Raw genomic sequence first — 20,121 nt, 5'->3', positions numbered from 1 at the left:
CGATACACGCACGATATGCGGACGGCAGAATAGGCTGCCGACATGACGAACTACCTGCTGGCAGGGGGCGGGACCGCGGGACATGTCAATCCACTCCTGGCCGTCGCAGATCGCCTGCGCGAACGCGAGCCGGACGCCTCGATCCTCGTGCTGGGCACTGCTGAGGGGCTCGAAGCGCGACTCGTTCCCGAGCGTGGGCACGTGCTCGAGATGATCCCCAAGGCGCCTTTCCCGCGCCGACTGAACCGCCGAACGCTGCAGTTCCCCGGGCGCTTTCGCCGCGCGGTCGCGCGCACGCGCACGCTGGTCCGTGATCGCGACATCGATGTCGTGATCGGCTTCGGCGGTTTCGCCGCAACTCCCGCGTACGTCGCCGCGCGCAGGGAAGGCGTTCCCTACGTCGTCCACGAGGCGAACGCCCGGCCGGGGCTCGCCAACGTGTGGGGTGCGCGCCGCGCCGCAGCCGTCGGCACGGTCTTCGCCGAGACGCCCCTGCGCGGGGGAGAGCTCGTCGGGATGCCGCTTCGTGCCGAGATCGCCACGCTGGATCGTGCCGGGTCGCGGGCAGCTGCCGCGGAGTACTTCGGGCTCGACGCCGACAAGCCCGTGCTGCTGGTCTTCGGCGGATCGACGGGTGCCCGCAGGATCAACGAGGCCTTCGCGCAGGCATGGCCCGAGATCATCGCCGAGGGCTGGCAGATCCTGCACGTGACCGGTGGCGCGAACGTCGATGATGTGGACGCCGCCGGTTCCGAAGCCCGCGTCGTCGTGCCCTACGCCGACCGGATGGATCTGGCGTACGCTCTCGCCGACCTGGCCGTGTGCCGATCGGGGTCGGCGACTGTGAGCGAACTCAGCGCGCTCGGGATTCCCGCGGCGTACGTGCCGTACGCCGTCGGGAACGGAGAACAGGCGCTCAACGCGCGCGGGGTGGTGCAGGCCGGTGGGGCGTTGCTCATCGACGATGCGGACTTCACTGCGAGCGCCATCGTCGAACGCATCATTCCCGTTCTGCGCGATGCCGGGGTTCGCGAGCGGATGGGTCGCGCGGCCGCATCCTTCGGAAGGCTGGATGGCACCGAGAAGCTGATCGCGCTCGCCGATCGGGTTCGCGCCGAGGTGGGCGCAGCCCCATTCGAAACCTCGGCTGCGCCGCTCTGACGCCGGCGTTCAGCCTCGGCGATCACACCGGTGTCGGAGAGCGCCGCCGTCGAGGTGGCGGTCAGTCGTCGAAGCCGCGCGCGGTCAGCGCGTCGCCGAGGTGCTCGGCGGTCTGCAGTGCCCGCACGATGACCGGCACCGCGAGCGCCACGACCGAACCCTCCGCGCCCCGGGCCTTCCGCGCCTCGAGCACCTCGCGCACGATGTCGGCGAGGAGCGGCACGCACCGGATCGTGAGCGCGAGCGTGAGGCCGACGCGATCGGCATCGATCCAGCGACGGAACGGGCGGAGCAGCGCCTGCATGGCATCGAGCGTCGCCGTGACCGGCGTGGTCAGGGTGTAGAGCGCCGCGAGAGCGACGGCCAGCACGAGTCGCACCGCCATCGTCGCTGCGGCCTCCCACCCGCCGAAGATCACCTGCACGGGGACCGCGAAGGCGAGGAGCCACAGGATCGGGATGATCTGCCGCCAGACGAGCCCGACCGGGAGCCAGGCGACGACGAAGAGGGCGACCACGAGGCCGGAGGCGACGGCGAGGGCGAGGAGCGAGGTCTGGAGGGCGATCACCGTGACGAGCACGGCGAGCAGGCCGAGCTTCGCGAGCGCCGGCGCCCGGTGCACGGGGGATCGGCCGGGATGGAAGACCCCGATCATCGCGGGCTGCCGATGATCGCGCGATAGGCATCGAGCGCGACCTCGGGTCGATCATCGGCGATGACCCGCCCTCGCTCCATCACGATGACGCGGTCGAAGCCGTCGAGCAGCTCGAGCTGGTGGCTGACCACGACGAGCTGTTGCGGCAGTTCGGCGAAGTGGTCGCCGACGAGTCGCGCGTTGCGTGCGTCGAGCAGCGTGGTCGGCTCGTCGGCGACGATCACGGCCGGTTCGGCGACGAGCACCGAGGCGAGCGCGAGCAACTGCTTCTGACCGCCCGAGAGGCGGTGCGCCGGCCGGTCGGCCAGCTCGGTGAGCCCGAACCGGTGCAGCGCCGCGTCGACGCGGGCCGCGGCATCCGCTCGCTCGAGCTTGTGACGGCGCAGTGTGAACGCGACGTCCTCGCGCACCGTCGGCATGACGATCTGGTTGTCGGCGTTCGTGAACACGAAGCCGACGGTGCGGCGCACCTCTCGAGCGTGACGGGCGAGGTCGAGCCCGCCGACCGAGACGCGGCCGGCGGTCGGCGTGACGAGGCCGTTGATCATGCGGGCGAGGGTCGACTTGCCCGAGCCGTTCGCACCGACGATGCCGATGCGGTGCTCCTGGAGCACGAGCGAGACCTCGTCGACGACGCGCTCCCCATCGAAGTCGTGACTGACGTGGTCGAAGGCGATCTCGGTCATGCGGTCCGTTCCACGATCATGGCGATGCCCTGGCCGCCGCCGATCGAGCAGGCGGCGAGCCCCGGGCGGGCGTCGTCGGAGGCGATCATGCGGGCGGCGAGCCGCACGAGCAGCACGGCGCCCGACGCGCCCCAGGGGTGTCCGAGGGCGATGGCGCCGCCGTCGCCCGAGATGATCGACTCGTCGAGCGCGAGTTCGTCGCCGACCGCGAGGAGCTGCGCCGCGAAGGCCTCGGTGATCTCGGCGAACCCGAGGTCGGCGGCGACGAGACCGGCACGTGCGAGCGCGAGGCGAGCAGCGGGCGCCGCGCCGAGGCCCGGCAGTTCGGGATCGCTGCCGGTGACGGCGGCCGCCACGACGCGGAGCGACGGGAGGCCGAGGTCGCGCGCCACTCGGCCGGTCGTGACCGCCATCATCGCCGCGCCGTCGGAGAAGCCGCAGGCGTTGCCCGCGGTGACCGTGCCGGTCCCCGTCCCGGCGCCGGTCGTGCCGCCGGCCGAGCTGAATGCGGGCGCGAATCGCGCGAGCCGATCCGCATTCATCGACGCCCGCGGGCGATCATCGCGTGCGACGCCGTCGATCACGACGATCTCGCCGTCGAAGACGCCGCTCGCCTGCGCCGCGGCGGCGCGTGCGTGCGAACGGGCGGCCCAGGCGTCCTGCCGTTCGCGCGAGATGCCGCGCACCGCGGCGAGCCGGTCGGCCGCTGGGCCCATGTCGGGATCGGGGAAGCCGGTCGGGGCGAAGGGCGCGCGCGAGTAGCGTTCACCCGAGTCCGGCCACGACCGGTGCGGTGCCGTCGACGCCGACTCGGCACCGCCGGCGAGGAACAGCTCGCCGTGGCCGGCCGCGACGCGGGCGGCCGCCTGCATGACGGCGTCGAGCCCCGAACCGCACTGCCGGTCGACCGTGACCGCCGGCACCGAGCTGTCGAGCCCCGCCCGGAGCGCGGCGACGCGTGCGACATCGCCGCCCGGCCCCATGCAGTTGCCGACCACGACGTCGTCGATCTGCAGGCCGCTCGGCGCCACTGCGGCAGCGACCTCGGCGAGGACGGGCGCCGCGATCGCGTCGACGGTGTGCGATGCGAAGCTCCGGCCCGCCGTGCCGATCGCCGATCGCCGAGCGGCGACGATGACGGGCGCGGAGCGAGTGTCGGGGCCGCGGGTCATGCGTTGCTCCGATCGGAGGCCGTCGGGTGCGACGGCAGGGCCGGGCCGAGCGTTCCCGCTGCGAGCGCTGCGCGGAGCAGCCCCCGCGCCGACTTGCCCGAGACGGTCGTCGGAACGGCGCTCACGAACCAGCGCCGGGGCAGTTCGGCCGCCGGAAGGCGTTCCCGGGCGGCGGCGACGACCGCCGCGGCATCCGTCGTGCCGTCGAGTTCGACGACGGCGACGATTCGCTCGCCCAGCAGTTCGTGCGGCTCGGCGAGGACCACCGCTGCGACGACCCCGGGCAGGGCGACGATGCGCGCCTCGAGGTCTTCGGCCAGCACGGTCGTGCCCGCGGTCGTGATCGCGGCGTCGCCGCGCCCGACGATGCGGAACCCCTCGGTGCCGACCGGTTCGGCGAGGTCGCCCACGGTGGCGAACCCATCGTCATCGCGGCGGAGCATGCCCCCGCCGACGACACCGAGCGCGAGATACGGGGAACGGGCCCAGAGCTCCCGGCCCGCCGCGGTCGGCCGGAGCTCGACCTCGACACCGGGGAACGGCGTGAGGGGGCCGCGGCGGCCGGCCGCCACGAACGAGAGCTCGGCCGCACCGTAGTACTCCGTCACGCGGATGCCTCGATCCGTCGCCCTCGCGCGCAGGGAGTCGCCCATCGCGGCTCCGGCGACGATCGCCGCCGCGGGCATCGAGTCGGACTCGAGCAGTCGTGCCAGTCGAGTCGGCGTCGCGTGCACCGCACTCGCGCCGGCGAGCTCGTCGCCGACCGCGGCGCCCATCCAGAGCGCGTGGAGTGCCGCGTAGAGGTGCATGGAGACGTGGAGCGGTCCGGTGACGGCGATCCGATCGTCGGCTCCGAGCTCGGCGATCTCGGCGAGCGCAGCTGCCGATGCGAGCCACGAGGCGTTCGTGCGCGCGACCGCGCGCGGGGTGCCCGTCGGATCGGTCGAGCCCGACGTCAGCACCGCGAGTTCCGTGCCCTCCGGCAGGTGCGGCGCGATCCGCGCGGCATCCGCCGCATCGCCGCCGACGAGCACCGGGCGACCGCGCTCGAGGCAGGCGAGCACGAGCGTGATGAGGCGCGCGGACTCCGTGCCGACCGGGCAGGCGACGAGGCCGTCGCCGCCCGGCAGCGGGGCCGCGGCGACCGCGTCGGCGAGTTCGCCGTAGCGCACGGCGTCGCCGCCGAACGCGAGGGCGAGCGCGCCCCGCGGTCCCCGCAGCCAGTCGCTCACGCCGAGCGGTCCGCAGCGGTCGAGTCGGAAGCCGGGTCGAGTGCCGGGGCGGAGGTGGCCGCGCCGGATCGGGACGCCCACGGCCAGGAACGCGGCTCGATGAGTCCCGGCCATGCCCGGTGCACGCCCTTCGCCACGAGCACGGTGACGACGACCTTCAGGATGTCGCCGGGCAGGAAGACGGTCGAGGCGAGGAGCGCTCCGCCGAGCGGCGTGCCCGTGATGGCGGCGAAGACGGGCACCCCGACGAGGTAGATGGCGACGATGCCGCCGAGTGCGGTCCATGCGAGCGCCGGCGCGATCGGGTATCGAGGCAGCAGTCGCGCCGTCGCCCAGCCGATAACGGCGGCGCCGAGCAGCCACCCGATGAGGTAGCCGACCGAGGGGCCGACGAACACGCCGAGACCGCCGCGGCCACCCGAGAGCAGCGGCAGGCCCGCGGCGACGAGTGCGATGAAGAGGAGCACCGACAGGGTGCCCTTGCGTGCGCCGAGGATGGCGCCGGCGAGCATGACGCCGAGGGTCTGGAACGTGATCGGCACCGCGGTGCCGCCGATCGAGAGCGCCCCGGGCAGGCCCAGCGCGGCGATGAGCGCGGCGAACACGGCGATCTGGGCGAGGTCACGGGCGCTGCTGCGCCGTGGGCGGGCCGGCGGCGGCGTCGCGCTCGACTCGGTCGTGCTCGGGTTGTTGCTCTGGCTGGTGCTGTGGGCGGAGCTCAACGGGTTCCCCTCTCGTGGCGTGCGGGCGATTGCCCGGAAATCACGCTACGAGGAGCGGGGGAGCGCATTCTCAGCTGGCGATACAAGAATGCGCCGTCGAATTTGGAGCGCGGTGTCACTCGCGTCAGCGGGTCGGCGCGGGCGCCGGCCGGTCAGGCCGCGCGTGCCTCGAGCGCCGTGGCGGCACCGATCGTCGGCAGCGCTGCGGCCTCGACCATCTCGGATGCCTCGGCGAACAGCTCGTCGTGGGGCACGACGTCCATCGGCGCCACGGCCTCGGCCACGGCCTCGGTCGGCACGGCCGTCTCGACGGGGTCGGCCCAGACGATGAGCGGTGCGGGCTCCCAGCCGAGCGCGAGGGTCTCCTCGCCGGCCGGCACGACGACCGCGACCGAATCGCGTTCGTCGAGGATGGCGCGAGTGAGCTCCGCCGCGATCTGGTGCGTGAGCATCGCGTGGAAGATGCGGTCGGTGTCGCCGTCGGACTTCCGCACGAGCGACCAACCGCCGCCCGGTCCGATGAATTCGGACAGCCGCGAGTTCAGCAGCTCGAAGATGTGCTCGCCACGAAGGTCTGCCGCAGAAGGGCGCGGTGTCGGGGCGGCAACATGGGCGGAGGCCTGGGCGGCAAGCCGTGCACGGCGCCAGCGGCGGAACATCGGTGGCCCCTCTCGTGGGTTCGTCTCGGGTCGTTCGTCCCAGTTTCGGGCACCGTGGTGCGGATTGCGAATGACACGCCGCGCAACGCCGGCGCGGCGTCGTTATTCGCCGATCTCGCCCTGCTTGGTCTCTTCGGCGACCGTGCCGATCGCGATCGCGAGGCTCGCGGCCCACGACACCCACATGAGCAGCAGTCGCCAGTCGCGCGGGCCCGTGGCGGTGGTCTTCACGACGCCGATGCCGCTGATGATGGCGCTGATCACGGCGCCGCTGAAGAGGTACTTGCGCATGTCGCAACGCTACCGCGCCGTTTCCGGCGGCTGGGAGACATCCGTGAATCTGACCGATCGTGCAGGAGCTGACCGATCGGTCAATTACCGTGGAAGCATGCCCTCCGATGCATCCATGCCGTCCCGCGTGCGCGCCAGCGACGAACTGCGCCAGGTCGCGCTCGAGCAGTTCGCGACCGTCGGCTTCGCCGCGAGCTCGCTCCAGCAGATCGCCGACCACGCCGGCTATTCGAAGTCGAGCGTGCTCTACCACTACGCCTCGAAGGAGGCGCTGCTCGAGGCCGCGATCGGCCCGGCGATCGACCTGCTCGAGGCCCTGCTCGGCGACTTCGTCGCGGGCGGCCGGTCGGCGGCGGCGCGGGCGGTCTTCATCGAGAGCTTCGTCGACTTCCTGCTCGGCAACCGCCTCGCGGTGCACACCTTCGTGAACCAGGGCCAGTCCCTCCGCGGCCTGCCGGTCATCGAGCGCGCGAACACCGCGATCCGCGGTCTCGCCGACTCGATCTGCGCCGACGACGCCAGCCTCGCCGAGCAGATGCGCTTCGGTGTGGCACTCGCCGGCGCGACGTACACGCTCGTCGCCGGGGCCACGTTCCTCGAGGACGACGAGCAGCAGTTCGCCGACGCCGACGTGCGCGACGCCCTCATCTCCGTGCTCTCCGAACTCCTGCTGACGGCCGACGGCCGCCCGACCCGATAGGCCCGACCATGGCTCTCCTCCTCCACCGCATCGGCCGCTTCGCGTTCCGCCGTGCCTGGTACGTCATCGTCGCGTGGGTGCTCCTGCTCGGCGGCCTGCTGGGCACGGGCCTCGCGCTCGGCGGCCAGCTGCAGGACTCCTTCGCCATCCCGGGCACCGAGTCGCAGACGGCGATCGACCAGCTCGCCGCCGTGTTCCCCGAGACCGCCGGCGCCTCCGCCAAGGCCGTCGTCGAAGCTCCCGACGGCGACACCGTCGAGGCCGCATCGGCGCGCGAGGCGATCGAGGCCATGGAGGCCGAGCTCGAGCAGGTCGACGGCGTCGCGAGCGTGCTCGGGCCCTTCGACGAGTACGCGGGCGACCAGATCTCGGGCGACGGTCGCACCGCCTACATCCAGATCCAGTTCGACGGCCAGGTGACCGACGTCACGCCCGAATCGCTCGAGGCCGTCGAGGCGACGGGGGAGCTCGGCAGCGACGCCGGCCTCGCCGTGGCGTTCGGCGGCGACGTCTTCCAGGAGACGAGCTTCGGCCTCACCATCACCGAGGTGTTCGGCGTGCTCTTCGCCGCCGTCGTGCTGATCATCACCTTCGGCTCGCTCCTCGCGGCCGGAATGCCGCTGCTGACCGCGCTCGTCGGCGTCGGCGCGGCCTTCGGCGGCATCTCGATCGTCGCCGCGTTCACGACGGTCTCCTCGACCGCCCCCATGCTCGCCGTCATGATCGGCCTCGCCGTCGGCATCGACTACGCGCTCTTCATCCTCTCCCGGCATCGCAACCAACTCGCTCGCGGACAGGATCCCGAGGACTCGGCCGCCGAGGCCGTCGCGACCGCCGGCGGCGCCGTGGTCTTCGCCGGCCTCACGGTGATCATCGCGCTGCTGGGCCTCCTCGTCGTCGGCATCCCGTTCCTCAGCGTCATGGGCGTCGGCGCCGCGTTCGCGGTGCTCATCGCCGTCGCGGGCGCCGTCACCCTGCTGCCCGCCCTGCTCGGCGTGTTCGGCCGCAAGCTCGTGCCGAAGCCCGGCAGTCGCGCCCATCGGCGGGCGAACGCCGCCGACGACGGCGGCAAGCGCACGATGGGCCGCCGCTGGGTGGACCTCGTGCTGAAGGCTCCCGTCGTGTTCGTGGTGCTCGTCGTCGGCGTGCTCGGTGCCGCCGCAGTGCCGGCGCTCAGCCTCGACCTGAACCTGCCGAACGGTTCGGGCACCGAGGGCTCGAGCCAGCGCGAGGCGTACGAGATGATCGACGAGGGCTTCGGGCCGGGCTACAACGGCCCGCTCATCCTGACCGTCGACATCACGCAGACGACCGACATCTTCGGCGACCTCGACGCGATCGGAGCTCGCATCGGCGAGCTCGACGACGTCGCCTTCGTCGGCCAGGGGCTGCCGAACCCGACCGCCGACACGGCGATCATCCAGGTCATCCCCGAGAGTGCACCGGATGCCCCGGCGACGAAGGTGCTCGTCGAGAACATCCGCGAGCTCGAACCCTCGATCACCGCCGACTACGGCACGCCCATCGCGGTCACCGGCTACACGGCCGTCGCGATCGACATCTCGAACCGGCTCGCCGATGCGCTGATCCCGTTCGCGCTCATCGTCGTCGGGCTCTCGATCGTGCTCCTGCTCATGGTGTTCCGCTCGGTGTTCGTGCCGATCAAGGCCGCCCTCGGCTTCCTGCTCTCGGCATTCGGCGCGATCGGCGTCACCGTCGCGATCTTCCAGTGGGGCTGGTTCGCCGATCTGCTGCACGTCGAGCCCGGGCCGATCCTGAGCTTCCTGCCGATCCTGCTCATGGCGGTGCTGTTCGGCCTCGCCATGGACTACCAGGTGTTCCTCGTCTCGGGCATGCGCGAGGAGTTCGTGAAGACCGGTGACGCGCGGAGGTCCGTCGTGCACGGATTCCAGCACGCCGCGCGCGTCGTCACCGCCGCAGCGCTCATCATGTTCTTCGTCTTCTTCGCCTTCGTGCCCGAGGGTGCCGGCGTGATCAAGGGCATCGCGTTCGCGCTCGCCGTGGGGGTCGCGTTCGACGCCTTCCTCGTGCGCATGACGCTGGTCCCGGCCGCGATGGCCCTCGCCGGCAACGCCGCCTGGTGGCTGCCCAAGTGGCTGGCACGGGTGCTGCCGAACGTGGACATCGAGGGCGAGGGCTTGCGCACCCACCTCGAGCAGGAGGAGTGGGCCGCCTCGCGACCCGCCGCCGTGAACGCCGAGGGCGCCGTCTTCGGCCTGCCCGAACGCCCGATCGGCCCCCTGACCGTCGAGGTGCCGGCGGGCGGCGTGCTCGTCGTGCAGGGCGACGCCGTCGACCGCCGCGTCGTCTCGGCGACGCTCGCGGGCCGGCTCGCGCCGGTCGGTGGCCGTCTCGCCGTGCTCGGTTCGCCGCTGCCCTCGGGCGCCGGCGCCGTCATGCGCGGCGTCGCGATCGCCGAGGTCGCCGCCCACGCGGCGCCCGGCGGCACGGTCGGCGAACTCATCGCCGGCCGCCTCGACGCGACGCGTCCGTGGTACCGCATCGCTCCGTCCAACAGCCTCGTCCGCACCTGGACCGAGCGGGCGGCCGCCGCCGTCGGCCACGGCCCCGACGGGCCGAGGTTCACGACCGAGACGCCGCTCGCCGCCCTGGGCGTCGAAGCCCGCACGATCGTCGCCGTCGCCGCGGCGCTGGCAGAGCGGCCGAAGGCGATCGTCATCGACCTCGACGACGATCCGGGCTCGGCCACGGGCGGCCTCTGGCACGCGCTCGCCGAACTCGTCCCCGCCCAGGTCACGGTGATCGTCGGCGTCGGCCCGTCGGCCGTGTCACCCGCGGTCTCGCCGCAGCTCGCGGCCCGCGGCATCCGAACCCTCGAACCCGTCTCGCGAATCCAGGAGGCCCTCCGATGAGCACCCGACTCTCCCGACTCTTCGGCTCGACGCCGGGGCAGCGACGCGTGCGGTTCGGCGTGCTGGTCGCCGCGGTCGTCGCCGTGCCGCTCGCCGTCGCCGGTCTCGTCTCGGGCGCCGTCGGCAGCGGCGGCGACAACCTCGAGCAGATCCCGGCCGTCGTCGTGAACAACGACGAGATGGTCACGATGACGCTGCCCGACGGCACCGAGCAGCCCGTGCTCGCCGGTCGACTGCTCGTGACCGAGCTGACCGACCCCGAGACCTCCGGGTTCCAGTGGACGATCTCGAACGACGATGAGGCCGCCGACCTCCTCGCCTCGGGAGACGCCTATGCGGTGCTCACGATCCCCGCCGACTTCTCGGAGTCGGTGACCTCGCTCTCGGGCGCGGACCCGACGCAGGCGAACCTCGACATCCGAACCGATGACGCCCACGGCTACCTCGCCGGGTCGGTCGCCCAGTCGGTCGGCGACGCCATGTCGGCGACCTTCGGCCGCGAGCTGACGGCGCAGTACCTCGAGGGCTTCTACACGAACCTCGCGACGATGGGCGGCTCGCTCGGCGACGCCGCCGACGGCGCGACGCAGCTCTCGAGCGGTGTCGGCTCCCTCGCGGGTGGCCTCACCACGCTCTCGAACGGGGTCGCCACCGCGACGAGCGGCGCAGCGGATGCCGCGAGCGGCGCGCACCAGTACGCCGCGGGTGTCACCCAGTACACGCAGGGCGTCGATGGGCTCGCGGGCGGGCTCGGTCAGCTGAGCACCGGCGCGGCCGGGCTCGACGGACTGTCGGATGGATGGGACCAGTACGTCGGCATGATCACCGGGGCGTCGGGTCAGCTCACGAGCAGCGTCGACGCGTTGAACGCGTACATCGAGAAGAACCCGGGCCTCATCGAGCAGTATCCCGAGCTGACCGTCCACCTCGGCTACCTCGACCAGGTCGAGCAGGGCGTATCGCAGTTCGCAGCCGGGGGAGCGGCGCTCGCGGCGGAGACCAGGGGAGGCATCGACGGCATCCAGGGCGGCATCGCCCAATCGGCGGCCGGAGCCGCTCAGCTCTCCGCCGGTTCTGGCGGCATCCGCGACGGGGCGAACGGCCTCGCCTCGGGCCTCGACGAACTCGCGGGCGGCCTCGGCGCGCTCCAGGGCGGTGCGACGGATGCCGCGAGCGGCGCCACGCAGCTCGCGAGCGGTGCCGACGCGCTCGCCTCGGGGCTCGCCTCGGGTGCCGAGAGCGCGAGCGCGCTCACCGACATCGACGCCTCGAAGACCGCAGAGGTGATCGCCGAACCGGTCACGGTCGACGCGACCCGCGACCACGAGATCGCCGGCGTCGGCGAGGTCATCGGCATGCTCTTCGTGCCGGTCGGCCTGTGGCTCGGTGCGCTCGCGCTCTTCCTCGTGTTCCGCCCCTTCGGGCGTGAGGCGCTGCGCTCCACCGCCTCGACCGGCGGGCTCGTCTGGCGCACCCTCGCTCGGGCCGGCCTCATCGCCCTCGCGCAGGCGGTCGCCGTCGTGCTGCTGCTGCACGGCGTCATGGGCGTGACGTGGAGCCTGCTGCCGCAGACGCTCGCGTTCGCCGCCCTGCTCGCCCTCGTGTTCACCTCGCTGCACGCGTTCCTGACGGTCTGGCTCGGCCGGGCAGGCCTGCTCATCTCGCTCGTGCTCGTCGCGCTGCAGCTCACCGCAGCGGGAGGTCTCTACCCGATCGAGGTGCTGAGCGGGCCGTACCAGGCGATCAGCCCGTTCCTGCCGCTCACGTGGGCGGTGCAGGGAATGCAGTTCATCGTCTCGGGCGCAGCGGGAGGGTCCGTCGCGATGGCGGCCGGCGTGCTCGTCGTCTTCGGTCTCGTGGGCGTGCTCGGCACGACGCTCGTCGTCGGCCGGCGCCGAGGCATCCGCTCGATCGGCTTCGCCTCGGCCGCCCTCGGGTAGCGCCCGGCTCCGCCCCGGCACAGAGTGCCGGGGTCGGAGCGGCGGCGCCGGGCGTCAGTCGGGGTTCAGCGCGGCGATCGCGCTCACCTCGATGAGGGCCCCGGGTACGCCGAGCCCCGCGACCAGGGCGGCCGTGACGAGCGGCGGGGCCCCGGCCCCGGCGAGTCTCGGCGCGATCGCCCCGTAGGCGGCGCCGAGGTCGGCGCTCTCGGCGATGAACACCGTCCACTGCACGACATCGGTGAGGGAGGCCCCTGCGGCCTCGAGCGCGATGGCGGCGTTGTCGATGGCCCTGACGGACTGGGCGGCGACGTCGTCGGAGACGACGGCACCCGTCTCGTCGACCCCGTTCTGACCGCCGACGTAGACGGTGGTCGCGCCTGCCGGCACGATCGCGACGTGGCTGAACGCCGGGCTCACCACGAGACCGGCCGGTTGGATTCGTGTGATCTCCATGCCCGCATGCTCCCACCTGCCGCCGACAGCGGAGGCGGTTCGCGTCGACTGTTAGCCTGAGCGGAGCGCGAGGAGGGACATCCGCTCATGAACGCCCCTGAACCATCACGCGACGAGCTCTACGTCGACGCCGCCTACGACATGATCGTGGTCTCGAACCGGCTGCCGGTCGACTACCTGCAGGGCCCCGACGGGGAGACCACGTGGAAGAGCTCGCCCGGCGGGCTCGTGACCGCCCTCGAACCCGTCATGCGCGCCGCCGACGGCGCCTGGGTCGGCTGGGCCGGCGTCGCCGATCGCGAGTTCGACCCGTTCGAGTACGACGGCATCAACATCATCCCGGTGCCGCTCTCGGAGTCGGAGCTCGAGGAGTACTACGAGGGCTTCTCCAACGACACCCTCTGGCCGCTCTACCACGACGTCATCGCGCCGCCCTCGTACCACCGGGAGTGGTGGGACGCCTACGTCCGGGTGAACCGCCGCTTCGCCGAGGCCGCTGCGCGCGCGGCATCGCCCGGCGCGGTCGTGTGGGTGCAGGACTACCAGCTGCAGCTCGTGCCGCGGATGCTCCGCGAGAAGCGCCCCGACCTCGTGATCGGCTTCTTCAACCACATCCCGTTCCCGGCATACGGCATCTACTCGCAGTTGCCGTGGCGACGGCAGGTGCTCGACGGCCTGCTCGGCGCCGACGTCATCGGGTTCCAGCGCGCCGCCGATGCCGGCAACTTCAGTCGTGCGGTGCGTCGGCTCTTCGGCTACGCGACGCGCGGCAGCGTCATCGACGTGCCCGGCCCCGATGGCGAGGTGCGGCGCGTCGTCGCCCGCCAGTTCCCGATCTCGATCGATTCGGCCGGCTTCGAGGAGCTCGCGCGGCGCCCCGACGTGCAGGCGCGCGCACACGAGATCCGCGAGAGCCTCGGCAACCCCGAGACGATCATGCTCGGCGTCGACCGCCTCGACTACACGAAGGGCATCCGGCACCGGTTGAAGGCGTTCGGCGAGCTGCTGCGCGACGGACGGCTCTCGGTCGAGGACGTCACGCTCGTGCAGGTCGCGAGTCCGTCGCGCGAACGCGTCGAGACCTATCGCCAGCTGCGCGACGAGATCGAGCTCATGGTCGGGCGCCTGAACGGCGACTACTCGACGCTCGGCCACCAGGCGATCGCCTACCTCCATCACGGCTACCCGCGCGAGGAGATGGTGGCCCTCTACCTCGCCGCTGACGTCATGCTCGTGACCGCGCTCCGCGACGGCATGAACCTCGTCGCGAAGGAGTTCGTGGCCTGCAGCTTCGACGACGACGGCGTGCTCGTGCTCAGCGAGTTCACCGGGGCGTCCGACGAACTCCGCCAGGCGATCCTCGTGAACCCGCACGACATCGAGGGCTTGAAGGACGCGATGGTCGAGGCGGCGCAGATGCCGCGCAAGGAGCGCGCCCGACGCATGCGGGCACTCCGGCGGCGCGTGCGCGAGAACGACGTCGCGAAGTGGTCGTCGACCTTCCTGAAGACCCTCACCGGCGCCGGCATCATCGCATCCGGCGTCCCCGATGGGCTGGATGCCGCGATCACACGCCTGGCGGGCACCGATCGGCTGCTCGTGGCCCTCGACTTCGACGGCACGCTCGCACCGCTCGTCGACCGGCCCGAAGACGCACGCGCGACGGGTCGCGCCCGTGCCGCGATCGAACGCCTCGCCGCGACCGACGACACCCGGGTCGCGATCGTCTCGGGGCGAGCCCTCGAGAGCCTGAAGGAGGTCGCCGACCCGCCGGCCGGAACGCTCATGAGCGGATCGCACGGGGTCGAGCTGCAGCTCGACGGGGGAGGCGTCACGATCGACCTCCGCGACGGCGAGCTCGCGGCCCTCGAACACCTCACCCGCGTGCTCGACGAGATCGCCTCGGGCGTCGACGGCGCATGGGTCGAGTGGAAGCCGGCCGGCCTCGCGCTGCACACGCGGAAGGTCGCACCCGACGCCGCGAGCGACCTGCAGGTGGCAGCCAGGGCACGCGTCGAAGCCGAGATCCCCGAGCTCACCGTGCGCGGCGGCAAGGGCGTGATCGAGTTCTCGGTGCGCCCGAGCGACAAGGGGGAGGCGCTCAACCGGCTCCGTCAGCACGCGGGTGCCAGCGCCGTCATCTACGTCGGCGACGACGTCACCGACGAAGACGCGTTCGCCGCCCTCGAATCCGAGGACCTGGGCGTCAAGGTGGGTCAGGGCAGGTCGCTCGCTGCCCACCGCGTGCGCAGTCCGGAGGACGTCGCCGATCTGCTCGAGCGCCTCGCCGAAGCCCGTGAAACGACGCACGGGGGCCCCTCGCGCTGGCCATAGACTCGATGCATGTCGGAGTTCGATCCCAAACCTCGTAGCCGCACCGTCACCGACGGTATCGAAGCAATGACCAGCCGGGGCATGCTCCGCGCCGTCGGCATGGGAGATGCCGATTGGGACAAGCCGCAGATCGGCATCGCGTCCTCTTGGAACGAGATCACCCCCTGCAACCTCTCGCTCGCGCGTCTCGCGCAGGCCGCGAAGGAGGGCGTGCACGGCGGTGGCGGCTACCCGCTGCAGTTCGGCACCGTCTCCGTCTCCGACGGCATCTCGATGGGCCACGAGGGCATGCACTTCTCCCTCGTCTCGCGCGAGGTCATCGCCGACTCGGTCGAGGTCGTCATGCAGGCCGAGCGCCTCGACGGCTCGGTGCTGCTCGCGGGCTGCGACAAGTCCATCCCGGGCATGCTCATGGCGGCCGCCCGTCTCGACCTGGCGTCGGTCTTCCTCTACGCGGGCTCGATCGCGCCCGGATGGGTGCGCCTGTCCGACGGCACCGAGAAGGACATCACGATCATCGACTCGTTCGAGGCGGTCGGCGCGGTGAAGGCCGGCACGATGAGCGCTGAAGACGCGCACCGCATCGAGTGCGCGTTCGCACCGGGTGAAGGTGCCTGCGGCGGCATGTACACCGCCAACACGATGGCCTCGGTCGCCGAGGCGCTCGGCCTCTCGCTCCCGGGGTCGGCCTCTCCGGCCTCCGCGGACCGCCGCCGCGACTACTACGCGCACCGCTCGGGCGAGGCCGTCGTCAACCTGCTGAAGCACGGCATCACGGCCCGTCAGATCCTCACCAAGAAGGCGTTCGAGAACGCCATCGCGGTCGGCATGGCGCTCGGCGGCTCGACGAACATCGTGCTGCACCTGCTCGCGATCGCCCGCGAGGCCGAGGTCGACCTCACCCTCGACGACTTCAACCGCATCGGCGCGAAGGTGCCGCACATCGGCGACCTGAAGCCCTTCGGCAAGTACGTCATGAACGACGTCGACCGTCGTGGCGGAGTCCCCGTGCTGATGAAGGCGCTGCTCGACGCCGGCCTGCTGCACGGCGACGTGCTCACGGTCACCGGCAAGACGATGGCCGAGAACCTCGAGCAGCTGAACCTCCCGCCCCTCGACGGCGAGGTGCTCCGCACGCTCGACAACCCCATCCACGAGACCGGCGGCCTCACGATCCTGCACGGTTCGCTCGCACCCGAGGGCGCGGTCGTGAAGACCGCCGGGTTCGACGCCGCGACGTTCGAGGGCCCTGCCCGCGTGTTCGAGCGCGAGCGGGCCGCGATGGACGCGCTCACGGCGGGCGAGATCAAGGCCGGCGACGTGGTCGTCATCCGCTACGAGGGTCCCAAGGGCGGGCCCGGCATGCGCGAGATGCTCGCCATCACCGCAGCCATCAAGGGCGCCGGTCTCGGAAAAGATGTACTACTCTTGACGGACGGTCGATTCTCAGGCGGCACAACCGGCCTCTGCATCGGCCATCTGGCACCCGAAGCGGTGGACGCAGGTCCCATCGCCTTCGTGCGCGATGGTGATCTCATACGGGTCGATATCGCAGCTCGTTCCATCGACCTACTTGTCGATGATGCCGAGCTGGCTGCCCGCCGTGAAGGCTGGGCTCCGCTTCCCCCGCGCTATACCCGTGGCGTCCTCGCGAAGTACTCGAAGCTCGTGCGTTCCGCCGCAGAAGGCGCCACGACGGGCTGAGTGCTGCGTCTCCCGCACACACCGTCCACCAGAACAGGAACCGAATGACCACGGAATCCAGTCCCGTGCCATCGCCCGCCACCGTGCCCTCCGGCGCTCCCGTCGAGATCACGGGCGCCGAGGCGGTCGTCCGTTCACTCGAGATGCTCGGCATCACCGACGTGTTCGGCCTCCCAGGCGGCGCGATCCTCCCCGTCTACGACCCGCTGCTCGACAGCAACAAGCTCCGGCACATCCTCGTGCGCCACGAGCAGGGCGCCGGCCACGCAGCCGAGGGGTACGCCTCCTCGTCGGGCAAGGTCGGCGTCGCCATCGCGACGTCGGGCCCCGGCGCGACGAACCTCGTCACCGCCATCGCCGACGCCCACATGGACTCGGTGCCGATGCTCGCGATCACCGGCCAGGTGTTCTCGAACCTCATGGGCACCGACGCCTTCCAGGAGGCCGACATCGTCGGCATCACGATGCCGATCACGAAGCACTCCTTCCTGGTGAAGGATGCCTCGGAGATCCCGGCGACCATCGCGGCGGCGTACCACATCGCCTCGACCGGCCGACCGGGCCCCGTGCTCGTCGACATCACGAAGGACGCGCAGCAGGCGAAGGCGGTCTTCCGCTGGCCGCCGAAGATCGACCTGCCGGGCTACCGGCCGATCACGAAGGCGCACGGCAAGCAGGTCGCGGCCGCGGCCCAGCTGCTCGCCGAGGCCAAGCGCCCCGTGCTGTACGTGGGCGGCGGAGTCATCCGCTCGGGTGCATCGGAGGAGCTGCTCGCGCTCGCCGAGACGACCAACGCCCCGGTCGTGACGACGCTGATGGCGCGCGGGGCCTTCCCCGACTCGCACCAGCAGCACCTCGGCATGCCGGGCATGCACGGCACGGTTCCCGCCGTGATCGCGCTCCAGGAGGCCGACCTCCTCATCGCCCTCGGCGCCCGCTTCGACGACCGCGTGACCGGCAAGGCCGCGCTCTTCGCACCGAACGCCAAGGTCGTGCACGTCGACATCGACCCGGCCGAGATCTCCAAGATCCGCGTCGCCGACGTGCCGATCGTGGGCGACGCGAAAGACGTGCTCGTCGACCTCGAGGCCGCCTACCGCGACGCCGTCGCGTCCGGCACCCCCGACCTCGATGAGTGGTGGGCGACGCTCGACGGGCTCCGGGCGGAGTTCCCGCTCGGGTTCTCGACGCCGTCCGACGGACTGCTCGCCCCGCAGCAGGTCATCCAGCGCATCGGCGAGCTCACCGGCCCAGAGGCGGTCTACGCGGCGGGCGTCGGCCAGCACCAGATGTGGGCCGCGCAGTTCATCAAGTACGAGCGCCCCAACTCCTGGCTGAACTCGGGCGGCGCCGGCACGATGGGCTACGCCGTCCCAGCCGCGATGGGCGCGAAGGTCGCCGAACCCGACCGCGTGGTCTGGGCGATCGACGGCGACGGATGCTTCCAGATGACCAATCAGGAGCTCGCGACCTGCACGTTGAACAAGATCCCGATCAAGGTCGCGATCATCAACAACTCCTCGCTCGGCATGGTGCGCCAGTGGCAGACCCTGTTCTACGACGGCCGGTACTCGAACACCGACCTGAACACGGGGCACGACAGCGTGCGCATCCCCGACTTCGTGGCACTCGCCGAGGCCTACGGCGCGCTCGGCATCCGGGTCACGAAAGAAGAGGAGATCGACGACGCCATCAAGCTCGCGCTCGAGACGAACGACCGCCCCGTGGTGATCGACTTCGTCGTCTCGGCCGACGCGATGGTGTGGCCGATGGTGCCGCAGGGCGTCTCGAACAGCTACATCCAGTACGCCCGCGATCACTCGCCGGCATTCAGCGAGGAGGACTGACCATGTCGACACACGTGCTCTCGCTCCTCGTCGAGGACAAGCCCGGCCTGTTGACCCGCGTCGCGGGGCTCTTCGCCCGCCGCGGCTTCAACATCGAATCGCTCGCGGTCGGCCACTCCGAGATCGCGGGGCTCAGCCGCATCACGGTCGTCGTCGACGTCGAGGAACTGCCGCTCGAGCAGGTGACGAAGCAGCTGAACAAGCTCGTCAACGTCATCAAGATCGTCGAGCTCGACCCTGCACAGGCCGTGCAGCGCGAGCACCTGCTCATCAAGGTGCGGGTCGACAACACGACCCGCTCGCAGGTGCTCGAGGCGGTGAACCTCTTCCGTGCCCGCGTCGTCGACGTGTCGACCGACGCACTCGTGATCGAGGTCACCGGCGACTCCGGCAAGACCACCGCGTTCCTCAAGGTGCTCGAGCCCTACGGCATCAAGGAGATCGCCCAGTCGGGCCTTCTCGCGATCGGCCGTGGCGGCAAGTCCATCACCGAGCGCGTCTTCAAGAACTGACCGTTTTCACGAACTGCACCATCCCCGATCAAGGAGAAAGACAGCATCATGGCTGAGATCTACTACGACAAGGACGCCGACCTCGCCCTCATCCAGGGCAAGAAGGTCGCCGTCATCGGCTACGGCTCGCAGGGCCACGCGCACGCGCAGAACCTCCGCGACTCGGGCGTCGAGGTCGTCATCGGACTCAAGGAGGGCTCGAAGTCGAAGGCCAAGGCCGAAGAGGCCGGCTTCGAGGTCAAGAGCGTCGCCGACGCGGCCGCCTGGGCCGACGTCATCGTCATCCTCGCCCCCGACCAGTACCAGCGCCACATCTACGCCGAGTCCATCAAGGACAACCTGGCCGAGGGCAAGACCCTCGTGTTCGGTCACGGCTTCAACATCCGCTTCGGCTACATCGAGGCGCCCGAGGGCGTCGACGTCGTCATGGTCGCCCCCAAGGGCCCGGGCCACACCGTGCGTCGCGAGTACGAGGCCGGCCGCGGCGTGCCCGTGATCGTCGCCGTCGAGAAGGACGCGTCGGGCAGCGCCTGGCCGCTCACGCTCTCGTACGCCAAGGCGATCGGCGGCCTGCGCGCCGGCGGCATCAAGACGACCTTCACCGAAGAGACCGAGACCGACCTGTTCGGCGAGCAGGCCGTGCTCTGCGGCGGCGTCTCGCAGCTCGTGCAGTACGGCTTCGAGACCCTCACCGAGGCCGGCTACCAGCCGCAGGTCGCCTACTTCGAGGTGCTCCACGAGCTGAAGCTCATCGTCGACCTCATGTGGGAGGGCGGCATCGCCAAGCAGCGCTGGTCGGTCTCCGACACGGCCGAGTACGGCGACTACGTCTCGGGCCCGCGCGTCATCGACCCGCACGTCAAGGAGAACATGCAGGCCGTGCTCGCCGACATCCAGTCGGGCGCGTTCGCGCAGCGCTTCATCGACGACCAGGACAACGGCCAGAAGGAGTTCCTCGAGCTCCGTGCCAAGGGCGAGGCGCACCCGATCGAGGCCACCGGCCGCGAGCTCCGCAAGCTCTTCGCCTGGAACGCCTCGAACGACGACGACTACGTCGACGGCGAGGTCGCGCGCTAGTCGCAGCCACCAACCACGCTGCAGCGCAGCGCTGAACGGCCCGCTCCGGATGCTCCGGGGCGGGCCGTTCTCGCGCCGT

Annotated in this window: 17 protein-coding genes; 9 read left to right on the top strand and 8 right to left on the bottom strand. The window is 71.3% G+C overall.

The genetic code is table 11. The features are described from left to right. Window positions 1-42 precede the first annotated feature (42 nt). On the top strand, window positions 43-1,161 hold the full coding sequence (locus ACFTQE_RS06125) for a glycosyltransferase (protein WP_376924226.1): 1,119 nt from the start codon (window positions 43-45) through the stop codon (window positions 1,159-1,161). Between the two features lie 61 nt (window positions 1,162-1,222). Here ACFTQE_RS06125 and ACFTQE_RS06120 read toward each other — a convergent pair whose 3' ends face one another. The 7 genes from ACFTQE_RS06120 to ACFTQE_RS06090 form a co-directional block, all read right to left on the bottom strand. Further along, complete coding sequence (locus ACFTQE_RS06120) at window positions 1,223-1,816, bottom strand: energy-coupling factor transporter transmembrane component T family protein (protein ID WP_376924225.1); 594 nt, start codon at window positions 1,814-1,816, stop codon at window positions 1,223-1,225. Next, window positions 1,813-2,502 carry an energy-coupling factor ABC transporter ATP-binding protein gene (locus ACFTQE_RS06115; RefSeq protein ID WP_376924224.1) on the bottom strand — a complete coding sequence of 230 codons (690 nt, stop codon included), beginning with the start codon at window positions 2,500-2,502 and terminating at the stop codon, window positions 1,813-1,815. Before ACFTQE_RS06115 ends, ACFTQE_RS06120 begins: the two co-directional genes overlap by 4 nt. Then, a complete protein-coding gene (locus ACFTQE_RS06110) occupies window positions 2,499-3,674 on the bottom strand; it encodes a thiolase family protein (protein WP_376924223.1) in 1,176 nt (391 codons plus the stop codon). The genes ACFTQE_RS06115 and ACFTQE_RS06110 overlap by 4 nt, the downstream gene beginning before the upstream one ends. Then, entirely contained in the window at window positions 3,671-4,906 is a 1,236-nt protein-coding gene (locus ACFTQE_RS06105; RefSeq protein ID WP_376924222.1) for a long-chain fatty acid--CoA ligase, read from the bottom strand. Before ACFTQE_RS06105 ends, ACFTQE_RS06110 begins: the two co-directional genes overlap by 4 nt. Next, the gene (locus ACFTQE_RS06100) at window positions 4,903-5,628 is read right to left on the bottom strand and encodes a biotin transporter BioY (RefSeq protein ID WP_376924221.1); all 726 of its coding nucleotides are present in this window, start codon (window positions 5,626-5,628) and stop codon (window positions 4,903-4,905) included. Before ACFTQE_RS06100 ends, ACFTQE_RS06105 begins: the two co-directional genes overlap by 4 nt. 152 nt (window positions 5,629-5,780) lie before the next feature. Beyond that, the gene (locus tag ACFTQE_RS06095) at window positions 5,781-6,287 is read right to left on the bottom strand and encodes a hypothetical protein (protein WP_376924220.1); all 507 of its coding nucleotides are present in this window, start codon (window positions 6,285-6,287) and stop codon (window positions 5,781-5,783) included. A 102-nt stretch (window positions 6,288-6,389) separates the two neighbouring features. Beyond that, window positions 6,390-6,578, bottom strand: a complete 189-nt coding sequence (locus ACFTQE_RS06090) for a hypothetical protein (RefSeq protein ID WP_375834008.1) — start codon at window positions 6,576-6,578, stop codon at window positions 6,390-6,392. A 97-nt stretch (window positions 6,579-6,675) separates the two neighbouring features. Here ACFTQE_RS06090 and ACFTQE_RS06085 point away from each other — a divergent pair, with 97 nt between their 5' ends. Genes ACFTQE_RS06085 through ACFTQE_RS06075 form a run of 3 tightly spaced genes read left to right on the top strand, consistent with a single transcriptional unit; the run spans window position 6,676 to window position 12,112 of the window. After that, the gene (locus ACFTQE_RS06085) at window positions 6,676-7,278 is read left to right on the top strand and encodes a TetR/AcrR family transcriptional regulator (RefSeq protein ID WP_376924219.1); all 603 of its coding nucleotides are present in this window, start codon (window positions 6,676-6,678) and stop codon (window positions 7,276-7,278) included. 8 nt (window positions 7,279-7,286) lie between these two features. Beyond that, entirely contained in the window at window positions 7,287-10,172 is a 2,886-nt protein-coding gene (locus ACFTQE_RS06080; RefSeq protein WP_376924218.1) for an MMPL family transporter, read from the top strand. Beyond that, the gene (locus tag ACFTQE_RS06075; RefSeq protein WP_376924217.1) at window positions 10,169-12,112 is read left to right on the top strand and encodes a YhgE/Pip family protein; all 1,944 of its coding nucleotides are present in this window, start codon (window positions 10,169-10,171) and stop codon (window positions 12,110-12,112) included. The genes ACFTQE_RS06080 and ACFTQE_RS06075 overlap by 4 nt, the downstream gene beginning before the upstream one ends. 54 nt (window positions 12,113-12,166) lie before the next feature. On the opposite strand, the gene ACFTQE_RS06070 is transcribed toward ACFTQE_RS06075, so the two are convergent. Further along, window positions 12,167-12,568 (bottom strand): RidA family protein, encoded by a 402-nt coding sequence (locus ACFTQE_RS06070; RefSeq protein ID WP_376924216.1) that lies wholly within the window; start codon window positions 12,566-12,568, stop codon window positions 12,167-12,169. Between the two features lie 87 nt (window positions 12,569-12,655). Between ACFTQE_RS06070 and ACFTQE_RS06065 the strand changes: the two genes are divergently transcribed. The 5 genes from ACFTQE_RS06065 to ilvC are packed head-to-tail and all read left to right on the top strand — an operon-like array spanning window position 12,656 to window position 20,042. After that, window positions 12,656-14,902: a bifunctional alpha,alpha-trehalose-phosphate synthase (UDP-forming)/trehalose-phosphatase gene (locus ACFTQE_RS06065; protein WP_376924215.1), complete on the top strand. Its 2,247-nt coding sequence runs from the start codon at window positions 12,656-12,658 to the stop codon at window positions 14,900-14,902. A gap of 9 nt (window positions 14,903-14,911) precedes the next feature. Beyond that, complete coding sequence (gene ilvD / locus ACFTQE_RS06060) at window positions 14,912-16,606, top strand: dihydroxy-acid dehydratase (RefSeq protein ID WP_376924214.1); 1,695 nt, start codon at window positions 14,912-14,914, stop codon at window positions 16,604-16,606. 44 nt (window positions 16,607-16,650) lie between these two features. Beyond that, complete coding sequence (locus ACFTQE_RS06055) at window positions 16,651-18,453, top strand: acetolactate synthase large subunit (RefSeq protein ID WP_376924213.1); 1,803 nt, start codon at window positions 16,651-16,653, stop codon at window positions 18,451-18,453. Window positions 18,454-18,455: 2 nt separating this feature from the next. Next, complete coding sequence (ilvN, locus tag ACFTQE_RS06050) at window positions 18,456-18,965, top strand: acetolactate synthase small subunit (protein WP_375833988.1); 510 nt, start codon at window positions 18,456-18,458, stop codon at window positions 18,963-18,965. Window positions 18,966-19,013: 48 nt separating this feature from the next. Continuing rightward, a complete protein-coding gene (ilvC, locus tag ACFTQE_RS06045; protein WP_375833986.1) occupies window positions 19,014-20,042 on the top strand; it encodes a ketol-acid reductoisomerase in 1,029 nt (342 codons plus the stop codon). The last annotated feature ends 79 nt before the right edge of the window (window positions 20,043-20,121 follow it).

Source organism: Agromyces sp. NPDC056965, assembly GCF_042673425.1.
Taxonomy (GTDB): Bacteria; Actinomycetota; Actinomycetes; order Actinomycetales; family Microbacteriaceae; genus Agromyces.
This window is presented reverse-complemented; position numbering and strand designations above follow the sequence as displayed.